Source organism: Flavobacterium sp. W1B (assembly GCF_047344965.1).
GTDB lineage: Bacteria > Bacteroidota > Bacteroidia > Flavobacteriales > Flavobacteriaceae > Flavobacterium.
In genome coordinates this window covers 1,603,136-1,627,286 of record NZ_CP178845.1, presented here as the reverse complement: position 1 = coordinate 1,627,286, position 24,151 = coordinate 1,603,136, and the positions used below count along the sequence as shown (strand labels likewise).

Annotated in this window: 23 protein-coding genes and 4 tRNA genes; 6 read left to right on the top strand and 21 right to left on the bottom strand. The window is 34.9% G+C overall.

Features of this window, described 5'->3' with window-relative positions; genetic code table 11:
- The first annotated feature begins 107 nt into the window (after positions 1–107).
- The 5 genes from ACMDB5_RS07140 (at position 108) to ACMDB5_RS07120 (ending at position 3,476) form a co-directional block, all read left to right on the top strand.
- Positions 108–521 carry a DoxX family protein gene (locus tag ACMDB5_RS07140; protein WP_414000314.1) on the top strand — a complete coding sequence of 138 codons (414 nt, stop codon included), beginning with the start codon at positions 108–110 and terminating at the stop codon, positions 519–521.
- Positions 522–805: 284 nt separating this feature from the next.
- Positions 806–1,087 (top strand): rhodanese-like domain-containing protein, encoded by a 282-nt coding sequence (locus ACMDB5_RS07135; RefSeq protein ID WP_414000313.1) that lies wholly within the window; start codon positions 806–808, stop codon positions 1,085–1,087.
- Positions 1,088–1,091: 4 nt separating this feature from the next.
- Positions 1,092–1,406, top strand: a complete 315-nt coding sequence (locus ACMDB5_RS07130) for a rhodanese-like domain-containing protein (RefSeq protein ID WP_414000312.1) — start codon at positions 1,092–1,094, stop codon at positions 1,404–1,406.
- 179 nt (positions 1,407–1,585) lie between these two features.
- Complete coding sequence (locus ACMDB5_RS07125) at positions 1,586–2,440, top strand: transketolase (protein ID WP_414000311.1); 855 nt, start codon at positions 1,586–1,588, stop codon at positions 2,438–2,440.
- Between the two features lie 82 nt (positions 2,441–2,522).
- The gene (locus ACMDB5_RS07120) at positions 2,523–3,476 is read left to right on the top strand and encodes a transketolase family protein (protein ID WP_414000310.1); all 954 of its coding nucleotides are present in this window, start codon (positions 2,523–2,525) and stop codon (positions 3,474–3,476) included.
- 172 nt (positions 3,477–3,648) lie between these two features.
- On the opposite strand, the gene ACMDB5_RS07115 is transcribed toward ACMDB5_RS07120, so the two are convergent.
- The 20 genes from ACMDB5_RS07115 to ACMDB5_RS07020 form a co-directional block, all read right to left on the bottom strand.
- Positions 3,649–4,008, bottom strand: coding sequence for a hypothetical protein (locus ACMDB5_RS07115; protein ID WP_414000309.1), 360 nt, complete (start codon positions 4,006–4,008; stop codon positions 3,649–3,651).
- Between the two features lie 299 nt (positions 4,009–4,307).
- A complete protein-coding gene (locus ACMDB5_RS07110) occupies positions 4,308–4,619 on the bottom strand; it encodes a DUF3467 domain-containing protein (RefSeq protein ID WP_414000308.1) in 312 nt (103 codons plus the stop codon).
- Positions 4,620–4,622: 3 nt separating this feature from the next.
- Positions 4,623–8,936 carry a DNA-directed RNA polymerase subunit beta' gene (gene rpoC, locus ACMDB5_RS07105; RefSeq protein WP_414000307.1) on the bottom strand — a complete coding sequence of 1,438 codons (4,314 nt, stop codon included), beginning with the start codon at positions 8,934–8,936 and terminating at the stop codon, positions 4,623–4,625.
- Between the two features lie 291 nt (positions 8,937–9,227).
- The gene (gene rpoB / locus ACMDB5_RS07100; RefSeq protein ID WP_414000306.1) at positions 9,228–13,040 is read right to left on the bottom strand and encodes a DNA-directed RNA polymerase subunit beta; all 3,813 of its coding nucleotides are present in this window, start codon (positions 13,038–13,040) and stop codon (positions 9,228–9,230) included.
- 277 nt (positions 13,041–13,317) lie between these two features.
- Positions 13,318–13,686, bottom strand: a complete 369-nt coding sequence (rplL, locus tag ACMDB5_RS07095; RefSeq protein WP_024982063.1) for a 50S ribosomal protein L7/L12 — start codon at positions 13,684–13,686, stop codon at positions 13,318–13,320.
- Positions 13,687–13,774: 88 nt separating this feature from the next.
- Complete coding sequence (gene rplJ / locus ACMDB5_RS07090; RefSeq protein WP_414000305.1) at positions 13,775–14,284, bottom strand: 50S ribosomal protein L10; 510 nt, start codon at positions 14,282–14,284, stop codon at positions 13,775–13,777.
- 22 nt (positions 14,285–14,306) lie between these two features.
- Positions 14,307–14,996 carry a 50S ribosomal protein L1 gene (gene rplA / locus ACMDB5_RS07085; protein WP_007807440.1) on the bottom strand — a complete coding sequence of 230 codons (690 nt, stop codon included), beginning with the start codon at positions 14,994–14,996 and terminating at the stop codon, positions 14,307–14,309.
- A gap of 13 nt (positions 14,997–15,009) precedes the next feature.
- Positions 15,010–15,447, bottom strand: coding sequence for a 50S ribosomal protein L11 (gene rplK / locus ACMDB5_RS07080; RefSeq protein ID WP_414000304.1), 438 nt, complete (start codon positions 15,445–15,447; stop codon positions 15,010–15,012).
- Positions 15,448–15,516: 69 nt separating this feature from the next.
- Positions 15,517–16,068 carry a transcription termination/antitermination protein NusG gene (gene nusG, locus ACMDB5_RS07075; protein WP_414000303.1) on the bottom strand — a complete coding sequence of 184 codons (552 nt, stop codon included), beginning with the start codon at positions 16,066–16,068 and terminating at the stop codon, positions 15,517–15,519.
- An 8-nt stretch (positions 16,069–16,076) separates the two neighbouring features.
- Positions 16,077–16,274 (bottom strand): preprotein translocase subunit SecE, encoded by a 198-nt coding sequence (secE, locus tag ACMDB5_RS07070; RefSeq protein WP_414000302.1) that lies wholly within the window; start codon positions 16,272–16,274, stop codon positions 16,077–16,079.
- Positions 16,275–16,294: 20 nt separating this feature from the next.
- Positions 16,295–16,365 (bottom strand) — tRNA-Trp (locus ACMDB5_RS07065).
- Between the two features lie 62 nt (positions 16,366–16,427).
- A complete protein-coding gene (gene tuf / locus ACMDB5_RS07060) occupies positions 16,428–17,615 on the bottom strand; it encodes an elongation factor Tu (protein WP_414000301.1) in 1,188 nt (395 codons plus the stop codon).
- 53 nt (positions 17,616–17,668) lie between these two features.
- Positions 17,669–17,740: transfer RNA gene (locus tag ACMDB5_RS07055), tRNA-Thr, on the bottom strand.
- An 84-nt stretch (positions 17,741–17,824) separates the two neighbouring features.
- Positions 17,825–17,905: transfer RNA gene (locus tag ACMDB5_RS07050), tRNA-Tyr, on the bottom strand.
- Between the two features lie 50 nt (positions 17,906–17,955).
- Positions 17,956–18,029: transfer RNA gene (locus tag ACMDB5_RS07045), tRNA-Thr, on the bottom strand.
- Positions 18,030–18,120: 91 nt separating this feature from the next.
- Positions 18,121–18,423, bottom strand: coding sequence for a ribosome hibernation-promoting factor, HPF/YfiA family (gene hpf / locus ACMDB5_RS07040; RefSeq protein WP_414000300.1), 303 nt, complete (start codon positions 18,421–18,423; stop codon positions 18,121–18,123).
- Between the two features lie 37 nt (positions 18,424–18,460).
- A complete protein-coding gene (locus tag ACMDB5_RS07035; RefSeq protein ID WP_414000299.1) occupies positions 18,461–19,354 on the bottom strand; it encodes a tyrosine-type recombinase/integrase in 894 nt (297 codons plus the stop codon).
- Positions 19,355–19,434: 80 nt separating this feature from the next.
- Positions 19,435–19,629, bottom strand: coding sequence for a 30S ribosomal protein S21 (rpsU, locus tag ACMDB5_RS07030; RefSeq protein ID WP_414000367.1), 195 nt, complete (start codon positions 19,627–19,629; stop codon positions 19,435–19,437).
- Between the two features lie 177 nt (positions 19,630–19,806).
- Positions 19,807–20,976, bottom strand: coding sequence for an acyl-CoA dehydrogenase family protein (locus ACMDB5_RS07025; RefSeq protein ID WP_414000298.1), 1,170 nt, complete (start codon positions 20,974–20,976; stop codon positions 19,807–19,809).
- A gap of 200 nt (positions 20,977–21,176) precedes the next feature.
- Entirely contained in the window at positions 21,177–22,064 is an 888-nt protein-coding gene (locus ACMDB5_RS07020; RefSeq protein ID WP_414000297.1) for a ComEA family DNA-binding protein, read from the bottom strand.
- Positions 22,065–22,364: 300 nt separating this feature from the next.
- Between ACMDB5_RS07020 and ACMDB5_RS07015 the strand changes: the two genes are divergently transcribed.
- A complete protein-coding gene (locus ACMDB5_RS07015) occupies positions 22,365–23,816 on the top strand; it encodes an amino acid permease (RefSeq protein ID WP_414000296.1) in 1,452 nt (483 codons plus the stop codon).
- A gap of 93 nt (positions 23,817–23,909) precedes the next feature.
- Here ACMDB5_RS07015 and ACMDB5_RS07010 read toward each other — a convergent pair whose 3' ends face one another.
- The gene (locus ACMDB5_RS07010; protein ID WP_414000295.1) at positions 23,910–24,137 is read right to left on the bottom strand and encodes a PspC domain-containing protein; all 228 of its coding nucleotides are present in this window, start codon (positions 24,135–24,137) and stop codon (positions 23,910–23,912) included.
- Positions 24,138–24,151 lie beyond the last annotated feature (14 nt).

The following is a 24,151-nucleotide window of genomic DNA, read 5'->3' as shown; positions in this document are numbered from 1 at the left end:
AAAGAAGAATAATTACAATAGTATTGATTTACAATTTTTAAAGCGCAGCAAAATCTTTTAAAAATTATATTAAATTTGTAAGAGTTATAAACCTAAAACTTACAATAATGATTCAAAAACTAGTATCCCCAATTTCTTGGTCTGCCAATGCTGCAGCTTGGTCTTCACTTATTTTGCGATTAACCCTTGGCTTATTGATGCTGAGTCATGGCATCCCAAAACTCATTAACTTAATAAATGGCAACATGGAATTTGGAGATCCAATAGGTATTGGCGCCCCAGCTTCATTAATCCTAACCGTTTTTGCCGAGGTATTATGCTCTATATTAATCATAATTGGATTATGGACCAGATTAGCTTTGATTCCCCTCATTATCACAATGGCAGTTGCCGTATTTATTATCCATATCAATGACAGCCTAGGAACAATGGAACCCGCTTTAATGTATTTACTTTCGTATTGTGCTTTATTTTTATTGGGAAGCGGTACATTTTCTATTGATGCTGTTTTGAAAAAATAGATCCAGAAATATATACCAGCCGATTTAAACAACAATTGACATTTAGCCTGTTTTAGACAGGCTTTTTTTATGATTTATTACTAATTCGACTTTAATATTACTTAAAAAAAAATCACTTCAAAAATCACTCCAGTATACTTCAAAAATTAAACAGTAAATTTACCTTATGTAACAAAAGTTACTGTAAACATCTATTTACTATATTACTTTTGTCTTATAAAAACAGATTTAAAGCGATTTAACAACCCAGATCGGTTTAATTCCAAATCATCTAAAAAAATAAAATGGATTTAGAAAAAATAATCACCGAAAACCTAGGAACGATAATTGATGTACGCTCTTATGCCGAGTTCATGGGAGGTCACGTTGTTGATTCGATCAACATTCCTTTAAATGAAATTCCGCAAAGAATAGAAGAATTAAAACAGTTAAAAACTCCTTTAATATTATGTTGTGCTTCGGGAAACCGCAGCGGACAAGCACAATATTACCTTTCTCAACTCGGAATCGAATGTTACAATGGAGGTTCCTGGCTAGATGTCAACTATCATCAATCTAATTCCTAAAAAAATGATTAACATACTCAAACAACTATTTGGCCTTGGACCAAAAACAAATTACGCCGATTTAGTAAATCAAGGAGCCATTATTTTGGACGTTCGCTCTCCTGCAGAATACAAGCAAGGGCATATAAAAGGATCGACAAACGCTCCTTTGAATGAACTTTCAAAACACATTTCAAAAATTAAAAAAGACACAACAATTATTACTTGTTGTGCATCAGGAATGCGAAGCGCATCGGCAAAAAGCATTTTGAAATCAAATGGATTTACAGAGGTATATAATGGCGGTGGCTGGAGTAGTTTACAAAGCAAATTAAAATAAACAACTACTTTTTTCTTTTTACTCTTTAAAATCAGATCATTACAATACAAACTTAACACTAGAAATAGCCCTAAAAAGGGCTTTTTTTATTTCAGAATTCCATATAACTATTCAAAAAATCACTTGTCTTACGGCAAAATAAAAATTACCTTTGCGCAAGTTTAACTTTTACACACAAAATGAAGCCTAACACACAACAATTAAACGATTTAACTATCCAAGTCAGAAGAGATATTCTTCGAATGGTACACGCTGTCAACTCAGGTCATCCAGGAGGATCTCTTGGTTGTACTGAATTTTTGGTTGCCTTATACCAAAACTTAATGGAACGCAAAGAAGGATTTGATATGGACGGAATCGGAGAAGATCTTTTCTTCCTTTCAAACGGACATATCTCACCTGTTTTCTACAGCGTATTGGCAAGAAGCGGCTATTTTCCAGTTTCTGAATTAGCGACTTTCCGTCTTATTAATTCAAGATTACAAGGACACCCAACTACTCATGATGGTTTACCTGGAGTTAGAATGGCATCTGGTTCTCTTGGACAAGGATTATCAGTAGCTATTGGAGCTGCACAGGCTAAAAAGCTAAACAATGACAATCATATAATTTACTCACTTCACGGTGACGGTGAATTGCAAGAAGGTCAAAACTGGGAAGCAATTATGTATGCATCTGCTAAAAATGTAGACAATATTATTGCTACCATAGATTTAAACGGAAAACAAATTGATGGCCCTACTGACGAAGTATTGAACATGGGTAGTATCCGTGCAAAATTTGAAGCTTTTGATTGGGATGTTCTAGAAATAAAAGAAGGCAACAACATCGAAGCGATTATCGCAGGAATGTCTGACGCAAAATCCAGAACAGGAAAAGGAAAACCTGTTTGTGTATTATTACATACTGAGATGGGGAACGGTATCGATTTTATGATGCATACGCATGCTTGGCATGGTAAAGCACCTAGCGATGCGCAACTAGAATCAGCTTTGGAGCAAAATTATAATACTGGAGGAAATTCAGACTACTAGAATTAAGATTGTAGATTAACGATTTCTGATTACAGAATTCTTTAATCTCTCAATTTTTTAATCTTTCAATTTTAAAAGAAAAATGAAAAAATATACAAATACAGGAAGCAAAGATACTCGTTCGGGTTTTGGTGCTGGAATGACTGAGTTAGGTCAAAAAAATGAAAATGTAGTGGCACTTTGTGCTGATTTAATTGGATCGTTAAAATTTGATGATTTCAAGAAAAATCACCCAGAGCGTTTTTTCCAAATCGGTATTGCAGAAGCAAATATGATTGGGATTGCAGCCGGTTTAACTATCGGTGGTAAAATTCCTTTCACTGGAACTTTTGCTAACTTTTCTACAGGAAGAGTTTATGATCAAATTCGTCAATCAGTAGCTTATTCTGAAAAAAATGTAAAAATTTGTGCTTCACATGCCGGTTTAACATTAGGAGAAGACGGAGCAACACACCAAATTTTGGAAGACATCGGTTTGATGAAAATGTTACCAGGAATGACTGTAATCAATACTTGTGACTACAACCAAACTAAAGCAGCTACTCTTGCACTTGCTGATCATCACGGACCAGCTTACTTGCGTTTTGGACGACCTGTAGTGCCTAATTTCATGCCAGCTGATGAACCATTCGTGATTGGAAAAGCAATCATGCTAAGCGAAGGTACTGACGTAACTATCGTTGCTACCGGACATTTGGTTTGGGAAGCGCTTGTTGCTGCTGAAGCATTAGAAGCAAAAGGAATCTCTGCCGAGGTGATCAACATTCACACTATAAAACCATTGGACGAAGAAGCTATTCTTAAATCTTTGGCTAAAACTAAATGTATTGTTACTGCCGAAGAGCACAACATTCTTGGTGGTCTTGGCGAAAGCGTTTCTAGAGTATTAGCATTAAATCAGCCTGCTCCGCAAGAGTTTGTGGCTGTTAATGACAGCTTTGGTGAATCTGGGACTCCAGAACAATTAATGGAGAAATACAAATTAAACAATCAAGCGATTGTTGAAGCTGTAGAAAGAGTTATCAAAAGAAAGTAATTCTTATATTAATTCAAGGAGCTAAAATCCTTAGTTGAATCTAAAAATAAGCCGTTGATTTGCTGAAATAAAATTCTGCAAATCAACGGTATTTTTTTTGCTCAAAAAAAAAGTTTCAATAAAAAACGTTTTTATTGAAACTCAAATTATATCTAAAATAAAAAGATCTCGATTAAGCCAAAGCACTTTCAAAATTCACCGCTTTTTTCAAAAAGGCTTTCATCAATAAACGGTTCGGAGTTAAACCAGAAGTCATAATTTGCTTTTTAGCACTAGCTCCTTCATTTGATATTGTACTATTTGGGTTTTGTTTTGAAGTCATAAACCAAAGAACAAATTCTAAATTAGAAGATCTCACGACAGTTTCTTGCTTTGCATCGTTAGTTATTTCACTATTATTAGACACAGAGACAACAGTATTATTTTCTGTAGATTGACTAAAAGCAGCAACGTTAAACAATAAAACAGTAGCAAGAATAATATAAAATGTAAAAGATTTTTTGTTGTTGCTAACTGTAGAAAAATTGTTCATAATATTCTTTTTTATACTAGTGACAAACCCTTTATCACTTATTCTTCACCAAAATTATATCAAGAAATACCTACAAAAAAATATTTTCGATGAACAGCCATTATAAACGTTTAGCTACAAAAACGAGGCATTACATCTAAAATATAACAATACAATTACATTTAGTTAATTAAATAATCTACAAAAAAAGTAAGTCCTAAAAAAAAATCCCGAAAGTAAAATACGATCGGGATAAAATAATTATGTAAAAACTATGACAAAAAAAAGGCTCCCACCGTGGTGGAAGCCTTTCATAAAAATTACGCTTGTCCTGCTGGACCAAAATTAAGTGGAATAGGAGGTTGTTCAGTGTCTTTAATTTCGCCATAGGCAAGTTCAAAACGGTGAATATTTTCTCCAATTGCTTTCAACAATCTTTTGGCATGTTGCGGTGTCAAGACGATTCTTGATTTCACTTTGGCCTTAGGAATACCAGGCATGATACTTACAAAATCTAAAACAAACTCTGATGATGAATGATTAATTATAGCTAGATTAGAATAAATTCCTTCAGCTGTTTTTTCATCCAATTCAATATTAATTTGCTCTTGTTGATGATTAGAATTACTCATGTCTTAATAGATATATTCCTCTTTATTTGCCATCATATCATTGTAATCTTCTTTTGAACCTACAATTGTATGATCGTATTCTCTCATACCTGTTCCTGCAGGAATTCTATGACCTACAATTACATTTTCTTTCAATCCTTCTAAGTAATCAATCTTACCTGCTACAGCAGCTTCGTTTAATACTTTAGTAGTTTCTTGGAAAGAAGCCGCAGAGATAAATGATTTCGTTTGAAGCGATGCTCTTGTGATACCTTGTAAAACCGGAGTTGCAGTTGCCGTAATAACATCACGAGCTACAACTAGATTTTTATCTGAACGTTTCAAAAGAGAATTCTCATCACGCAATTCACGAGGCGAAATAATTTGTCCTTCTTTCAAATTCGCAGAATCACCAGCGTCTTCAATCACTTTCATTCCGTATAGTTTATCGTTTTCAACGATAAAATCTTTAGTATGAATCAATTGATCTTCTAAGAATAAAGTATCCCCTGGATCTTGTACTCTTACTTTACGCATCATTTGACGTATTACTACCTCAAAGTGTTTGTCGTTGATTTTTACCCCTTGTAAACGGTAAACCTCTTGAATTTCATTTACCAAATACTGTTGAACAGCAGCAGGTCCTTTAATTCTTAAGATATCATCTGGAGTGATAGCACCATCAGACAAAGGTACACCAGCTCTTACGAAGTCATTCTCTTGAACAAGAATTTGACTTGAAAGTTTAACTAGGTACTTTCTAACGTCACCAAATTTAGATTCGATAACAATCTCACGGTTACCTCTTTTGATTTTTCCAAAAGAAACAACACCATCAATTTCAGAAACTACAGCTGGGTTTGAAGGATTACGAGCTTCTAAAAGTTCGGTAATTCTTGGTAAACCTCCTGTAATATCCCCAGATTTAGAAGAACGACGTGGAATTTTAACCAATACTTTACCAGCTTTAATTTTCTCTCCGTCTTCAACCATCAAGTGAGCTCCAACCGGTAAGTTGTAAGAACGAATCAATTCTCCGTCTTTACCGTAAACCAATAAAGTTGGAATTAATTTTTTGTTTCTAGCTTCAGAGATTACTTTTTCTTGGAAACCAGTTTGCTCATCAATTTCAACCATGAACGATTGACCTTGCTCTAAATCTTCGTAAGCAATTTTACCTGTGAATTCCGAAACAATAACTCCATTATATGGATCCCATTTACAGATTACATCTCCTTTTGTAGCAGACTGACCGTCCTTTACAAAAATACTTGAACCGTAAGGAATGTTATGAGTATTTAATAAAATACCAGTTTTTTCATCAACTAATTTTAATTCAGTTGAACGAGAAACAACGATATCAACAGCATTTCCTTCGTTATCCTCACCTTTTACAGTTTTTAGATCTTCGATTTCAAGCTTACCGTTGAATTTAGCAATAATACTAGATTCCTCAGAAATACCACCCGCAACTCCACCGACGTGGAATGTACGCAATGTTAACTGTGTTCCTGGCTCTCCAATAGATTGTGCTGCAATAACTCCTACTGCTTCACCTCTTTGTGTCATTTTTCCGGTAGCTAAGTTTCTACCGTAACATTTGGCACAAATACCTTTTGTAGCTTCACAAACAAGAGGCGAACGTACTTCAACTTTCTCGATTGGAGAAGCGTCAATAGTTTTCATTATAGCCTCAGTGATTTGTTGTCCAGATTGAACTAACACTTCATTAGTTAAAGGATTTATTACGTCTTGTAATGCAACACGTCCTAAAATTCTTTCTCCTAATGATTCAACGATTTCCTCATTCTTTTTCAATGCAGAAACTTCTACACCTCTAAGAGTACCACAATCTTCGATATTAACAATAACATCTTGAGAAACGTCATGTAATCTACGAGTCAAGTAACCAGCATCCGCCGTTTTCAAAGCGGTATCTGCAAGACCTTTACGCGCACCGTGAGTAGAGATAAAGTACTCAAGGATCGAAAGACCTTCCTTAAAGTTAGAAAGAATCGGGTTTTCAATAATTTCACCACCACCAGCAGTCGATTTTTTAGGCTTAGCCATCAAACCACGCATACCGGTTAACTGACGAATTTGTTCTTTGGAACCCCTTGCACCAGAATCAAGCATCATGTAAACTGAGTTGAAACCTTGTTGGTCTTCTCTAATGTTTTTCATTGCTAATTCTGTCAATTGAGCATTAGCAGAAGTCCATACGTCAATAACTTGGTTGTAACGTTCGTTATTGGTAATAAGACCCATGTTATAGTTAGTAGAAATTCCTTCTACTTGCTCTCTTGCATCGGCAATTAATTGCGTTTTTTGCTCTGGAATTCTAATATCACCTAATGAGAATGACAATCCACCTTTAAAGGCAAATTTATACCCCATATCTTTCATGTTATCCAAGAAGGCAGCCGTTTCAGGTACGCTAGTTGAATTTAATACGTGACCAATAATATCTCTAAGGTTTTTCTTAGTTAATACATCATTGATATATCCTGCTGCTTCCGGTACTACTTCGTTAAATAATACACGTCCTGCAGTTGTTTGAATAATTTTGTAAACTAATTCTCCTTCATCATTAAAATCTTTTGCTCTAATTTTCACACGAGCATTCAATTCTAATCTTCCTTCGTTTAATGCAATATTTACTTCCTCAGCAGAGTAGAAAGTTAAATCTTGACCTAAAATCACATGTCCTTCAGTAGTCAAACGTTCTTTGGTCATATAGTAAAGACCAAGTACCATGTCTTGAGAAGGTACCGTAATTGGCGCACCATTTGCAGGGTTCAAGATATTATGAGAAGCCAACATTAACAATTGTGCTTCCAAAATAGCCTCTGGTCCTAACGGCAAGTGAACTGCCATTTGATCCCCATCAAAATCCGCATTAAATGCAGTACAAACTAAAGGGTGCAATTGGATTGCTTTTCCTTCAATTAATTTTGGCTGGAATGCTTGGATACCTAATCTGTGCAAAGTAGGAGCACGATTCAGTAATATTGGGTGACCTTTAATTACATTTTCAAGGATATCCCAAACTACAGGCTCTTTCTTATCTATTATTTTCTTAGCTGATTTTACAGTTTTTACAATTCCTCTTTCTATCAATTTACGGATAACAAAAGGCTTGTATAATTCGGCTGCCATATCTTTTGGGATACCACATTCGAATAATTTCAATTCAGGTCCAACAACAATTACCGAACGAGCAGAATAATCTACACGCTTTCCAAGTAAGTTTTGACGGAAACGTCCTTGCTTACCTTTTAGGGAATCAGATAATGATTTTAATGGTCTGTTTGATTCTGTTTTAACAGCAGAAGCTTTACGTGTATTGTCAAATAATGAATCTACCGATTCTTGCAACATACGTTTTTCGTTTCTTAAGATAACTTCTGGAGCTTTGATCTCCATTAATCTTTTCAAACGGTTGTTACGGATGATTACACGACGGTATAAATCATTTAAATCTGAAGTTGCAAAACGACCTCCATCAAGAGGCACAAGCGGACGCAATTCTGGTGGAATAACCGGTACCACTTTCATAATCATCCATTCTGGACGATTTTCGCGGTTCAAGTTAGACTCACGGAAAGATTCCACAACTTGTAATCTTTTTAATGCTTCCGTTTTACGTTGTTTAGACGTTTCATTGTTAGCACTATGTCTCAATTGGTAAGATAATTGATCTAAATCAATTCTTGCCAATAAATCCATAATACACTCCGCTCCCATTTTGGCAACAAATTTATTAGGATCAAAATCATCCAAATATTGGTTGTCAGCAGGAAGAGTATCTAAGATATTCAAATATTCTTCTTCGGTAAGGAAGTCTAATCTTTGAACTGATTCACCTTCTGCATTTTTAGCGATACCGGCTTGGATTACTACGTATCTTTCGTAGTAGATAATCATATCTAATTTCTTAGATGGAAGACCAAGGATATAACCAATTTTGTTAGGAAGAGAACGGAAATACCAGATATGAGCGATAGGCACAACAAGGTTGATGTGTCCTACTCTGTCTCTACGTACTTTTTTCTCAGTAACTTCAACACCACAACGGTCACAGATGATACCTTTGTAACGAATTCTTTTATATTTACCACAAGCACACTCAAAATCCTTAACAGGTCCGAAGATTCTTTCACAGAAAAGTCCGTCACGTTCCGGTTTGTGTGTTCTATAATTGATTGTTTCTGGCTTTAAAACCTCTCCTCTTGATTCTTTCAAGATAGATTCAGGTGAAGCTAATCCAATAGAGATTTTATTAAATCTTTTTACTGGATTCTTATCTTTATTATTATTATTTCTATTATTCATCATAGTTTTTACTATTGATTTATTTGCAATTAAAAATTGATTTTTTTTGAAGCTATATGCATTAGGCTGTAAGCTTTACGCATGTGCTTACGGCTTATAGCTTAAGGCCTACAGCATTCAAAATACTACCTCGGGTTACTTCTCTAAACTTCAAGCTTAAATTTGAAGTGCTAGTTATAAAACGTATTAGGTTTATATAAAAAATCGGAACGGTTTACGGGTATAAATCCTAAAAACTTTTATAAATGAGTAATCAGTCCCATTAAATAATGAGACTGATTACAAGACTTTTTGTTATTCTTCTAAACGAATGTCTAGTCCAAGACCTTTCAATTCGTGCATCAATACGTTGAATGATTCTGGTAAACCTGGTTCTGGCATAGATTCTCCCTTAACGATAGCTTCGTAAGTTTTAGCTCTACCAATAACGTCATCCGATTTAACAGTTAAGATTTCACGAAGAGTACTTGATGCTCCATAAGCTTCAAGTGCCCAAACCTCCATCTCTCCAAAACGCTGACCTCCAAATTGCGCTTTACCTCCAAGAGGCTGTTGCGTAATCAATGAGTATGGTCCGATAGAACGTGCGTGCATCTTATCATCAACCATGTGTCCTAATTTCAACATATAGATCACACCTACGGTTGCTGCTTGATGGAAACGCTCTCCAGTACCACCATCATAAAGATATGTATGTCCAAAACGTGGGATTCCAGCTTCGTCAGTCAATTCATTGATTTGGTCTAGAGAAGCACCATCAAAAATTGGAGTAGCATATTTTCTACCCAAGTTCATTCCAGCCCATCCTAATACCGTTTCATAAATTTGCCCGATGTTCATACGTGAAGGTACCCCAAGTGGGTTCAACACGATATCAACTGGTGTTCCGTCTTCAAGGAAAGGCATATCTTCATGACGAACGATACGAGCAACGATACCTTTGTTACCGTGACGTCCTGCCATTTTGTCCCCTACTTTCAACTTACGTTTTTTGGCAATATATACTTTAGCTAATTTCAAAATTCCTGCTGGCAATTCATCTCCAACAGTAATTGTGAATTTCTCTCTACGCAATGCACCTTGTAAATCGTTCAGTTTAATTTTATAGTTATGAATTAATTCATTCACCATTTTATTAGTTGCATCATCTGCAACCCACTGACCTTTGCTTAAGTGAGCGAAATCTTCAACAGCATAAAGCATTTTTTGAGTATATTTTTTACCTTTTGGTAAAACTTCTTCACCCAAATCATTCATTACACCTTGCGATGTTTTCCCGTTTACGATAACGAAAAGCTTCTCAACTAATTTGTCTTTTAATTCAACAAATTTAACTTCGAATTCCATTTCAAGTGCTCCTAAAGCATCCTTGTCTTGAGTACGTTTACGTTTATCTTTTACCGCTCTTGCGAATAATTTTTTGTCAAGAACTACACCATGTAAAGATGGAGATGCTTTTAACGAAGCATCTTTTACATCACCTGCTTTATCCCCGAAGATTGCACGAAGCAATTTCTCTTCCGGAGTAGGATCTGATTCCCCTTTTGGAGTAATTTTTCCGATAAGAATGTCACCAGGTTTAACCTCGGCTCCAATTCTAATCATACCATTTTCATCTAAATCTTTAGTAGCTTCTTCAGAAACGTTAGGAATATCATTAGTTAACTCTTCGTTACCTAATTTAGTATCTCTAACTTCTAATGAATAATCATCTACGTGAATAGAAGTAAAGATATCATCACGAACTACTTTTTCAGAAATAACAATCGCATCCTCGAAGTTGTAACCCTTCCATGGCATAAACGCTACTTTTAGGTTACGACCTAAAGCTAATTCACCATTTTGAGTTGCATATCCTTCTGACAATACTTGACCAGGTATAACTCTATCTCCTTTTCTTACGATAGGTTTCAAGTTGATACTTGTTCCTTGATTGGTTTTTCTAAATTTAATTAGATTGTATGTTTTCTCATCAGTATCAAAACTTACCATTCTTTCTTCTTCAGAACGATCGTATTTAATAGTGATGATGTTTGCATCTACATATTCTATAACTCCATGTCCTTCAGCGTTAATCAACACTCTAGAATCAGAAGCTACTTGACGCTCTAAACCAGTTCCAACAATAGGAGCTTCAGGACGAATTAATGGTACGGCCTGACGCATCATGTTAGATCCCATCAAGGCTCTATTCGCATCATCATGTTCTAAGAAAGGAATTAAAGAAGCTGAAATAGAAGCAATTTGATTTGGAGCAACATCAGTATAATCTACTTGTGCTGGGTCAATTACAGGGAAATCACCTTCTTGACGCGCAATTACGTTTTCGGCAATAATCTTTCCTGAATTATCCATCTCAATGTTTGCTTGCGCAATCAACATTCCTTCTTCTTCTTCAGCGCTTAAGTAAACCGGAGTAGACTCTAAATCTACAGTTCCGTTAGTTACTTTACGGTAAGGTGTTTCAATGAATCCCATTCCGTTTACTTTAGCATAAACTCCAAGAGATGAGATCAAACCAATGTTTGGTCCCTCAGGAGTTTCAATAGGACATAAACGTCCGTAATGCGTATAGTGAACGTCACGAACCTCAAATCCTGCTCTCTCTCTCGAAAGTCCACCTGGTCCTAGTGCCGATAATCTTCTTTTGTGCGTTATCTCTGCAAGTGGATTCGTTTGATCCATAAATTGAGACAACTGGTTAGTTCCAAAGAAAGAGTTGATAACAGATGATAATGTTTTAGCATTAATCAAATCTATTGGTGTAAACACCTCGTTATCTCTAACGTTCATTCTCTCACGAATAGTTCTAGCCATACGCGCTAAACCAACACCGAATTGTTGAGACAATTGTTCTCCAACTGTTCTTACACGACGGTTTGATAAGTGATCGATATCATCAATATCCGCTTTCGCGTTAATCAATTCAATCAAATACTTAACAATGGTAATGATATCTTCTTTGGTCAAGACTTGCTTTTCCATTGGGATATCTAAACCAAGTTTTTTGTTCATTCTATAACGACCTACTTCACCTAAGTTGTAACGTTGATCAGAGAAGAACAATTTATCTATAATACCACGAGCAGTTTCTTCATCAGGCGGTTCTGCGTTACGCAATTGTCTGTAGATATGCTCAACAGCTTCTTTTTCAGAGTTTGTTGGATCTTTTTGTAACGTGTTATGGATGATAGCATAATCAGCTTGATTTGCATCTTCTTTATGTAACAAAATAGATTTAACGTTAGAATCGATGATCTCTTCCACATTATCTTTATCGATAATAGTATCACGATCAAGGATAATTTCGTTACGTTCGATAGAAACTACCTCACCAGTATCTTCATCTACGAAATCTTCATGCCAAGTGTTCAATACACGAGCAGCTAATTTTCTACCGATATATTTTTTAAGTCCTGTTTTAGAAACTTTAATTTCTTCAGCAAGGTCAAAAATTTCAAGGATATCCTTATCTCTTTCGAAACCAATAGCACGGAATAAAGTAGTAACAGGTAATTTTTTCTTTCTGTCGATATAAGCATACATTACGCTATTAATATCTGTAGAAAATTCTATCCAAGAACCTTTAAAAGGAATTACTCTGGCAGAATATAATTTTGTTCCATTTGCGTGGAATGACTGACCAAAGAAAACCCCTGGAGATCTGTGAAGCTGAGAAACAACAACACGTTCAGCACCATTAATAACAAAAGTTCCACTTGGAGTCATGTATGGTATTGTACCAAGATAAACATCTTGAACAATAGTTTCAAAATCTTCGTGCTCTGGATCTGTACAATATAGTTTTAACCTAGCTTTTAAAGGTACACTATGCGTTAGACCTCTCTCTATACATTCTTGAATTGTATAACGTGGTGGATCTACAAAGTAATCTAGGAATTCCAATACAAAGTTATTTCTTGTATCTGTAATTGGAAAGTTTTCCATGAAGGTGTTGTACAAGCCTTCGTTGCCTCTTTCGTCAGATTTAGTTTCTAATTGAAAAAAATCTTGAAAGGATTTTACCTGAACATCCAAAAAGTCTGGATAGGCAGGAATGTTTTTCGTTGAGGCAAAATTCAATCTTTCAGTCTGATTTGTTATCATCAATGGACAAAATTTTGATTAAAAAAGTAATTATTTTTGTATAAATAATTTTATTTATACTTGTATTTCACGTCCAATACATCTTTAAAAATCAATTATTAAGATAACTACTTTTTTATTATCTATTTAATTTTTTTTCCTCGTAAAGGGTAAAATAGGTTTAATCTCAAAACTATTTTATAGCAAAATAAAATAGATATTTGTTATACGAAAAATGGTTTAGGCCATTGAGTGACTAAACCCAAGACCTAAACCTTATTCTTTAAACTAAGTTTAACTATTTAAGTTCAACTACAGCTCCAGCTTCTTCTAATGATTTTTTAAGACCTTCAGCCTCTTCTTTAGAAACTCCTTCTTTAACGTTTGATGGAGCACTATCAACTACATCTTTAGCTTCTTTCAAACCTAAACCTGTAAGTTCTTTAACTAATTTTACAACAGCTAATTTAGAAGCACCAGCTTCTTTCAATACAACTGTAAATTCAGTTTGAGCTTCTTCAGCAGCAGCTTCACCACCACCTGAAACTACTACAGCTGCAGCAGCTGGTTCGATTCCGTACTCATCTTTTAATATTGTTGCTAATTCGTTAACTTCTTTTACTGTTAGGTTAACTAATTGTTCTGCGAATTGTTTCAAATCTGCCATTTTTTCTATCGTTTTAAAATGATTTGTAAAAATATAATTTATTTATTGTGCGCGTATTATTAACAAAAAAGAGTAATACTCTATTTTATTATGCTTCTACTTCTTCTGTAGCGTCTTCTTTTGAAAACTGATTTTGAAGAGCAGAAATAACTCTTTGAGCTGGTGATTGAAGTAATCCAATGATTTCGCCGATAAGCTCTTCTTTAGATTTAATAGTTGCTAATGCATCTAATTGATCATCTCCAATATAAACTTCAGAATTGATATAAGCTCCTTTCAATACAGGCTTATCTGATTTTTTACGGAAATCTTTAATTATTTTCCCAGGTGCGTTTGCAACATCAGAAATAAAGATTGCACTGTTACCAGTCAAAACTGAAGGTAAATCACCATAATCATTATCAGAAGCTTCCATTGCTTTTGCAAGCAAAGTGTTTTTTACAACCTCTAATTTTATACCTGCTTTGTAACAAGCTCTTCTCAAGTTTGAAGTTGTCTCTGCATTTAATCCAGAAATATCAGATACATAAATAATATTTGTACCAGCTAACTGTGCAGTTAAATCTTCAATCGCGATTGATTTTTCTTCTCTAGTCATACTAAAAATTTTTAACTACCAATTATACTGCTTTTGGGTCCAATGCAATAGCAGGACTCATAGTGCTTGTAAGGTGAATACCTTTAATATAGGTACCTTTAGCAGCAGTTGGTTTAAGTTTGATTAATGTTTGAATAATTTCGTGTGCATTGTCATAAATTTGCTCAGCTCCAAAAGAAACTTTACCAATTCCTGCATGTACGATACCAGTTTTATCAACTTTAAAGTCAATTTTACCAGCTTTAACCTCTGCAACAGCTTTAGCAACATCCATAGTTACTGTACCTGTTTTAGGGTTTGGCATTAAACCTCTAGGTCCTAAAATACGACCTAATGGACCTAATTTACCCATAACTGCTGGCATAGTGATAATAACATCAACATCTGTCCAACCGTCTTTTATTTTTTGTAAATAATCATCAAGACCTACATAGTCTGCCCCAGCTTCTTTAGCTTCCGCTTCTTTATCTGGAGTAACCAATGCTAATACTTTTACATCTTTACCTGTTCCGTGAGGCAATGTTACTACACCTCTAACCATTTGATTCGCTTTTCTTGGATCTACACCCAAACGCACTGCGATATCAACAGACTCATCAAATTTTGCAGAAGCTATAACTTTGATTAATGCAGCTGCATCTTTCAAAGAGTATAATTTGTTCTTTTCAATCTTTGAAGCAGCCTCTTTTTGCTTTTTTGTCAATTTTGCCATGTCTTTCTCTTAATTAAAAAGGAGAATCTCCTGATACAGTTATACCCATAGATCTAGCTGTTCCAGCAACCATACTCATAGCTTTCTCAATTGTGAAAGCATTTAAGTCTGGCATCTTGTCATCAGCAATAGCTCTAATTTGTTCCCAAGTAACACTAGCTACTTTTTTACGATTAGGCTCACCTGAACCAGATTTTAGCTTTGCAGCTTCTAATAACTGAACGGCTGCAGGAGGAGTCTTAACAACAAAATCAAATGATTTGTCTTTATACACAGTAATTTGTACTGGGCATATTTTGCCGGCTTTATCCTGGGTTCTAGCATTAAATTGCTTACAGAACTCCATGATATTAACACCAGCAGCTCCTAAAGCAGGTCCAACCGGTGGCGACGGGTTCGCAGCACCTCCCTTAACTTGTAGTTTAACTACTTTACTAATTTCTTTAGCCATTTTTTTAAAAAATTTAACACCGCAATCATTGGAAGCGATTGAAGTGGATATTATAGATGTAACAAAAAATTATACTTTTTCAACTTGCATAAAACTCAATTCTAATGGTGTTTTTCTTCCGAAAATCTTAACCATTACCTCAAGCTTACGCTTTTCTTCATTTATTTTCTCAACAGTACCATTAAAACCGTTAAAAGGACCATCAACAACTTTAATAGTTTCCCCAACATTGAAAGGTATAGAGCGAGTATCTGTATTAACAGCCAACTCATCTACCTTACCTAACATTCTATTCACCTCAGAAATCCTCAAAGGAACCGGTTCACCACCTTTAGTTTCACCTAAAAAACCGATTACACTTGTTATGGATTTTATAATATGCGGTATCTCACCAATAAGATTAGCCTCGATCATAACATAACCCGGAAAATAAACCTTATCCTTAACTATTTTCTTTCCTTCCTTTACAGTTACCACTTTTTCAGTAGGAACCAAAACTTGAGAAACAAAATCCTCCATCCCCAATCTAGAGATTTCAGTTTCAATATAAGCTTTAACCTTATTTTCCTGACCACTTACTGCCCGAACAACATACCATTTTTTCAAACTATTATCTGTCATCACAAAAATTAAGCTTTTATCCAGTTAAAAAATCCAGCTAACGCTTTTGTAAAAAACTCATCTACTCCCCATGTTGCCAAAGCAAACAATACAGTAAAAACAGCAACAACAATCGTAAGACGTTGTACTTCTGCCCAAGCTGGCCAAGTTACATTTGACTTCAATTCCTCAAATGCCTCTGCTATGTAATTAACAATTTTTGCCATGATGATATATATTTTTTTTGCACGGGCGGAGGGATTCGAACCCCCATCAACGGTTTTGGAGACCGCTATTCTACCCTTGAACTACGCCCGTAATTAAAAGCCAGCGACACTTCAGTTAAGAAAATCAACTGGCTTTTTATAATTTTTATAGGATTATCCTACGATTTCAGTTACCTGACCTGCTCCTACAGTTCTACCACCTTCACGGATAGCGAAACGTAAACCTACGCTCATTGCGATTGGGCTTAACAAAGCAACATTAATCGTCAAGTTGTCTCCTGGCATTACCATCTCTACACCTTCTGGTAAAGTAATAACTCCTGTTACATCAGTTGTACGTACGTAGAACTGTGGACGGTAGTTATTATGGAATGGTGTATGACGACCACCTTCTTCTTTTTTCAAGATATAAACCTCAGCTTTGAAAGTAGCGTGTGGTTTTACTGATCCTGGCTTAATGATAACCATTCCTCTTTTGATAGATTCTTTATCAACACCTCTTAACAATAAACCTACGTTATCTCCTGCTTCACCTCTATCAAGGATTTTACGGAACATCTCAACTCCTGTAATAGTAGAAGTCAATTTTTCAGCCCCCATACCAATGATTTCAACAGGATCACCTGTATTAGCAACTCCAGTTTCGATACGACCTGTAGCAACAGTTCCACGACCTGTAATTGTAAATACATCCTCAACTGGCATCAAGAAAGGCTTTTCAGTATCACGTACTGGCTCTTCGATCCAAGCATCAACAGCTTCCATCAATTCAAGAATTTTAGGAACCCAGTTTGGATCATTATTCAATCCACCCAAAGCAGAACCTTGAATTACTGGACAATTATCTCCATCATATTCATAGAAAGACAATAAGTCTCTAATTTCCATTTCAACAAGCTCCAACAACTCAGCATCATCAACCATATCCACTTTATTCATGAATACTACCATTCTAGGAATACCTACCTGGCGACCTAAAAGGATGTGCTCACGTGTTTGTGGCATTGGTCCGTCAGTAGCAGCTACAACAAGAATAGCTCCATCCATTTGAGCAGCTCCAGTAACCATGTTTTTTACGTAATCCGCGTGACCAGGACAGTCAACGTGAGCGTAGTGACGGTTAGCAGTTTCATACTCAACGTGAGATGTATTAATCGTAATACCTCTTTCTTTTTCTTCAGGAGCATTATCAATTTGATCAAATGATTTCGCTTGACAGTAACCTGCATCAGATAACACTTTAGTTATTGCAGCAGTTAATGTAGTTTTTCCATGATCTACGTGTCCGATCGTACCTATATTTAAGTGTGGTTTCGAACGGTTAAAGGTTTCTTTTGCCATTTTACTTAATTTTTAATCTAGTTATATATTTATTTCAATTTCCTACTTACTTGAGCCAACTACGGGAATTGAACCCGTGACCTCTTCCTTACCAAGGAAGCACTCTACCCCTGAGCTAAGTCGGCAGAATCCTTGATTTAAAAGCTTTTATTTCAAAATTTAGACTTTAAATCTATTTTTCAAAACTCACAATCTAAATTCCATTCTTGTGGGGAGAGCAGGATTCGAACCTGCGAAGTTCTCACAGCAGATTTACAGTCTGCCCTCGTTGGCCGCTTGAGTATCTCCCCTTTTTTTTATCAATAATCACACGAACTACTCCAATCGAATTGAAAAAAAGAGCCGGCGGAGGGACTCGAACCCACGACCTGCTGATTACAAATCAGCTGCTCTAGCCAACTGAGCTACGCTGGCGATTTCAATAAAAAAAGTCCGCTATTTCTAACGGACTGCAAATGTAGAGATTTTATCCATGAATCAAAACATTTTTTTAAAAAATTTTACATTATATATGTGTTCTTAATTTTTCTTTCCTTTTTAACAACAATCGCTCTAATGATTCTGCAGATAATTCAATTGCCTCCTCAAATGTTTTACATTGCTTTTTTACCAGAAAATCGTCACCCGGAACATTAATTTTTACTTCAACAAGCTTATTCTCTTTATCACTTGTCTTTTCCACTTTTAAATAAACATCCGAAGAAACAACCTTGTCATAATATTTCTCCAATCTATCCATTCTCTCTTGAACATAATCGACTAATTTTCCGTCAACAGTAAAGTTAACTGCATGAACATTTACCTTCATAATCTTTTTTTTTAATAGTTAAACTTTTTTAGAACTATCATTTATTCCTTGGATGCGCCTCTTCATAAACTTTTTTCAACTCAGCCAAACTACTGTGCGTATAAATTTGCGTCGAAGCCAAACTAGAATGTCCTAACAATTCTTTTACCGAATTTAAATCCGCTCCATTATTCAATAAATGAGTCGCAAACGTATGTCTTAAAATATGCGGACTTTTTTTTACTTTTTCAGAGACAGTACTAAAGTATGAATTTATTAACCGATACACAAAAGAATCATTCAATTTTAACCCTTTTTTTGTGATAAAAAAACACTCACAATCTGCATCAATCCCCAAACGAGCTCTCTCTTCTATATACAAAGAAAATTGCTCCACCACAACAGGTAAAACTGGAAGTATCCGCTCTTTGTTTCTTTTACCAAGAACCTTAATTGTACCATTTATCAAACTAACATCATTTACATTCAAATGAATCAACTCAGTCCTTCGTATTCCGGTAGTATAAAACAAATCAATTATAAGCTTATTCCTCACCTCTTCAAAACCCATCGGATTCTTAATTCCAACCAACACCTCATTCATTTCTTTCTCCGAAAACGGAATCTGAAGCAATTTTGGAGTTTTCAGAGCTTTATGCTTAAGTAGCGGACTAAACTCAATCCGTTTAATTTTCAATAAAAATTTATAAAAGGCTTTTAAAGACGCCATTTTTCTATTAACCGAAGTATTCGACATTCCAGCATCAACCAACGACACAATCCAATCCCTAATCTGGCTATAATTTACCTTTTCCACACCCTCCTGATCAAAACGCATTTTATTGAACGATTGAAAACTCAACACATCATTCAAATACGCATTCACGGTGTGTGGAGAATATTTTTTCTCCTTTTGCAAATAATCCTCAAAAGCAACTACACTATTAATCATATATAAAAACAAAAAAAACCGTTAGTATCAAAGTTATAAAACTTTAATGACTAACGGCATTTATTTTAAAAAGATATTACTTAGTTCTCTAAACCATCTTTCATGTTTTGGATATAAGCTGCTTTCTGAATTTTAATTCTATTTTTTACAGAAGGCTTAATAAAAGCAGTACGTGCTCTTAACTGACGAACAGTTCCTGTTTTATCAAATTTTCTTTTATAGCGCTTTAATGCTCTATCGATATTTTCTCCGTCTTTAATTGGTATAATTAACATAATATTGACACCCCCTTTCGTTAAGTGTGCAAAAGTAATCAATATTTTGAATTTTGAATCATGAATCCCGAATTATTTCAAAAAGAAGACCGCAGCAAGGGAAAAGGCTAAAAACAAAAAAGCCAAACTACAAATGTAATTTGGCTTTTTTACTATTTTCAAATCAATCGCCGACTACTACTTTACAGCTGGCTTATAATTTTGTTTATCAATGATCATTTTTGATAAAATCTCTTTAAGAATTTCTGAAGTTCCACCACCAATAGGCCCTAATCTACTATCTCTAAACAAGCGTGCCAATGGATAGTCTTCCATATATCCATAACCTCCTAACATCTGCAAACAACTGTAAATTGTTTCATCGGCCACTTTTGTAGATTTCAATTTAGCCATAGTAGCTTCTTTCACTACATACTCGCCATTATTCAATCGCGCAGCCGCAGCATAATTAAACACCTTACAATGTTCCACATCCGTAGCATGCTCCATCATAGTATGTCTTAATGCCTGAAACTTATCAATAGTTTTTCCAAATGCTTCTCTTTGCGACATATACCTTATTGTATACTCAATTGCATACTCGGCTCTTGCATGAGCATTTATAGCCATAATCAAACGCTCTAAGGCAAAATGCTGCATGATATAAGGAAATCCTTTCCCCTCTTCACCCATCAAATTTTCTACAGGAATTTCTACGTTATCAAATGCAATTTCAGCCGTATCTGATGCTCTCCAACCTAATTTATCAAGTTTTGTAGTAGAAATGCCTTTGAGATTACTATCCATCAAAAACATACTTATCCCTTTGTTTCCAAGCTCTGGACTTGTTTTTGCAGCGACTACATAATAATCACCATAAATACCGTTCGTTATGAATGTTTTAGAACCATTAATAATATATTTATCTCCTTTTTTCACAGCTGTTGTACGCATACCCGCAACATCACTTCCACCAAAAGGTTCCGAAATACATAAAGCTCCTATTTTATCACCCGAAATACTTGGCGCCAAATATTCTTGTTTGATTCGCTCATCACCTTCCGCATTTAAATGCGTCATTGCTAAATAAGAATGCGCCCACATAGCAGCAGCAAAACCAGATGAGTTTATTTTTTGAAGTTCTTCTAAAAAAATTACTGTGTAAAATAAATCTAAATTCAATCCACCATAAGCTTCAGGATATCGCAATCCGAAAAAACCCATTTCTCCAAACTTCTTCCATATAAAACGCTCAATCGTACCGGTTTTCTCCCATTTTTCAATATGAGGCACGACCTCTTTTTGCAAAAAACCTTTTAAACTCTCTCTAAATAATTGATGTTCTTCTGTGAAATATACTGAACTCATATAACTACTATTTTTTTATATTTTTAATATAATTGGAGTGGATTAATTTTCTTTTTATTGACTTAAAAAACAGGATTTATTGTCCCTGATTATTTTTTGATCTAAATTATAGAACTGCTATCTAAAGAAAGCAAAATAGGATCAAAAAGATAATTTTATAGCCAATTAGAAAAGAATTCAAATCACTTCATTATGCACTTCTAATTAAAGTCCAAATATAAACCAATTATATTTGCTTTTTCTATTGGAAAACCCTTAATTTTTGTTAAATCCTCAGCATTTTTAAGATCACCATTCATACTTCTGTAAATAACAATTTCTTTTGCCAAGGCATATTTAAAATACGGAAACAGAGCTATTTCCTTTAAAGAAGCGTTATTAATATCCACTTTTTTAATATCCGGCAAGGCCGAAACCTTAAAATAAGCATTAAGTTTTTCAATAACCTCGGGAGATAATCCCCAAACATCACTCATTTGCTCCATCGAAACAAATCCTCCAAGACTTTCTTTCAATTTTAGAATTCGCATCGAAATTACTTCGCCAATTCCATATACCTTCATTAAATCTTCTTTGGTTGCCTGGTTGATATCAATCAAAACCAACTTTTCTTTTTTAGAAAAGCTATTCTTTTCATAATCTACATACTTATAAGATTCTTTTACTCTATTCACCCAATCTGGAAATTTAAAATAAGGCGCCATTGTATTCAATAAAGAATCCGAAACCTGGGTAACATTTTGAAATTCTTTAGCCGAATTAACAAACTTACCTTCTTTCCTATAAGCAAGCAGTCTATCAATTTCCTGAACAGACATCCCAAGCTTGTATCCTTTATAGTCTGTAATAAAATTTGGATTGAAAGGATATTTTTTAGAAATAGGTATCGAATTCGACTCTTTCATCGAATCGATTTCTCTTTGTAAGGAAAGCCAATTCTGTTTTTCGGGAAAATCTTTTACAATTGAACCAAATCCAACAAAAAAACAAATTAACTGCAAGACTATAATAATTGTAAACAATGAGAAAATCCCTGCACATTGTGATTTTGAAAATTTAAAATAAGTATTCGCTTTTTTAAAATCCATTTTATGATAAAATTGTGATTACTTAACTTATAACAAGGTCCTATTAACCATAACGGATCACGAACTTAAAATTTATTAAATATAACACAAAATCAACAACTTAAACACAATAATACAATAAAGGCTAACGTAAAACGGAATATTTCATAAAATCAGCAATGAATTGATATTTTTTTCAGAATAATAGGCAAAATCGGACCTTTAAACAAATATAATTTATCGATAAAACGGTATAATTCTTTTGATATTTTATAAAAAACAATACATTTGAGAACTAAAAACAATAAAACCTATAAATATATGTCAATTTGGAAAACGAAACCACTGTCGGTTTTACTAAACGAAGCATCAGAAGATGAAAAAGGATTAAAAAGAACTTTATCTTCACGATCCCTTGTAGCTCTGGGAGTTGGCGCAATAATTGGTGCTGGATTATTTTCACTAACAGGAATTGCAGCTGCAGAACATGCGGGACCTGCAGTAACACTTTCCTTTGTTTTAGCAGCTATAGGATGTGCCTTTGCGGGACTTTGTTATGCCGAATTTGCATCAATGATACCAGTAGCCGGAAGTGCCTACACCTATTCTTATGCCACTATGGGAGAATTTATGGCTTGGATTATTGGCTGGGATTTAGTTCTTGAATATGCCTTGGGAGCAGCCACCGTAGGAGTAAGTTGGTCACGGTACTTACTTGAACTGTTAAATAAATATGGCGTTCACCTTAATCCAAAATTCATCTGTTCGCCCTGGGAATCATTGACATTAGGAGATGGTACCGTAGTAGAAGGCGGCTACATAAACCTCCCAGCTATTTTAATAGTTTCACTGTTATCATTACTTTTAATAAGAGGAACTAAGGAATCCGCAAACATCAATAACTTTTTAGTGGTACTAAAAGTACTTGTTGTAATTCTATTTATTGTTTTAGGATGGCATTATATTGACCCAGCAAACTACTCTCCTTATATCCCTGAAAATACAGGCGTTAAAGGTCAATTCGGCTGGTCTGGAATTGCCGCAGGAGCAGGAACCGTTTTCTTTGCTTTTATTGGTTTTGATGCTGTTTCAACAGCAGCACAAGAAGCAAAAAACCCACAAAAGGGGATGCCAATTGGTATTCTAGGTTCGTTAGTTATTTGTACTATACTATACGTATTGTTTGCTCACGTAATGACTGGTCTTGTAAATTACAAAGACTTTGCTGGTGATGCAAAACCTGCTGCTACAGCATTTGCTGTTACTGGCTATACTTTCTTACAGACAGGATTAATCGTAGCTATTTTAGCTGGATATACTTCGGTAATGCTTGTGATGTTAATGGGTCAAAGTCGTGTTTTCTACACAATGAGTAAAGACGGTCTTTTACCTCCTTTTTTCGGGGAAATTCATTCTAAATTCCGTACACCATGGAAAACAAATCTATTCTTTATGGTTTTTGTTAGTTTATTTGCTGGTTTTGTTCCAGTAAGTGATTTAGGACACATGGTGAGTATCGGTACTTTATTAGCTTTTACTTTAGTTTGTATTGGTGTATTAGTTATGCGCAAAAAAATGCCGGACGCTCCAAGATCTTTCAGAACACCTTTCGTTCCTTTTGTTCCAATTGCAGGAGTTATAGTTTGTGTATATCTAATGTACTCTCTTCCATACGAAAGTTGGATTCGATTGATTTTATGGATGGCACTTGGTGTTGTTATGTACTTTGTATACGGAAAGAAACACAGTAAATTAAACAATCCGGATAAATAATTTATCTCTAGATAAAAAGAAGAAAAACGGCTTATAAAGTATCATCTACTTTATAAGCCGTTTTTTTTTATATTCAAGTTTTATTGAATTAATTTACAAATCAAATACCGAAGTTCTTTTTGCACGAATCAAATCTTTTAGTTTTATCCAGAAAGCCAGCGTCAAATAAACTCCAAATCCAAGACCTGCAGTTACAAAAGAAATGTAAATAAAAAACAAACGGATACTGGTTACGCGCATGCCTAATTTATCGGCAAGCCTGGAAGAAACGTGAAAACCATGTTTTTCAAAAAAGAACTTAAGTTTAATTACTATTGACATTTTTATCAGTTATG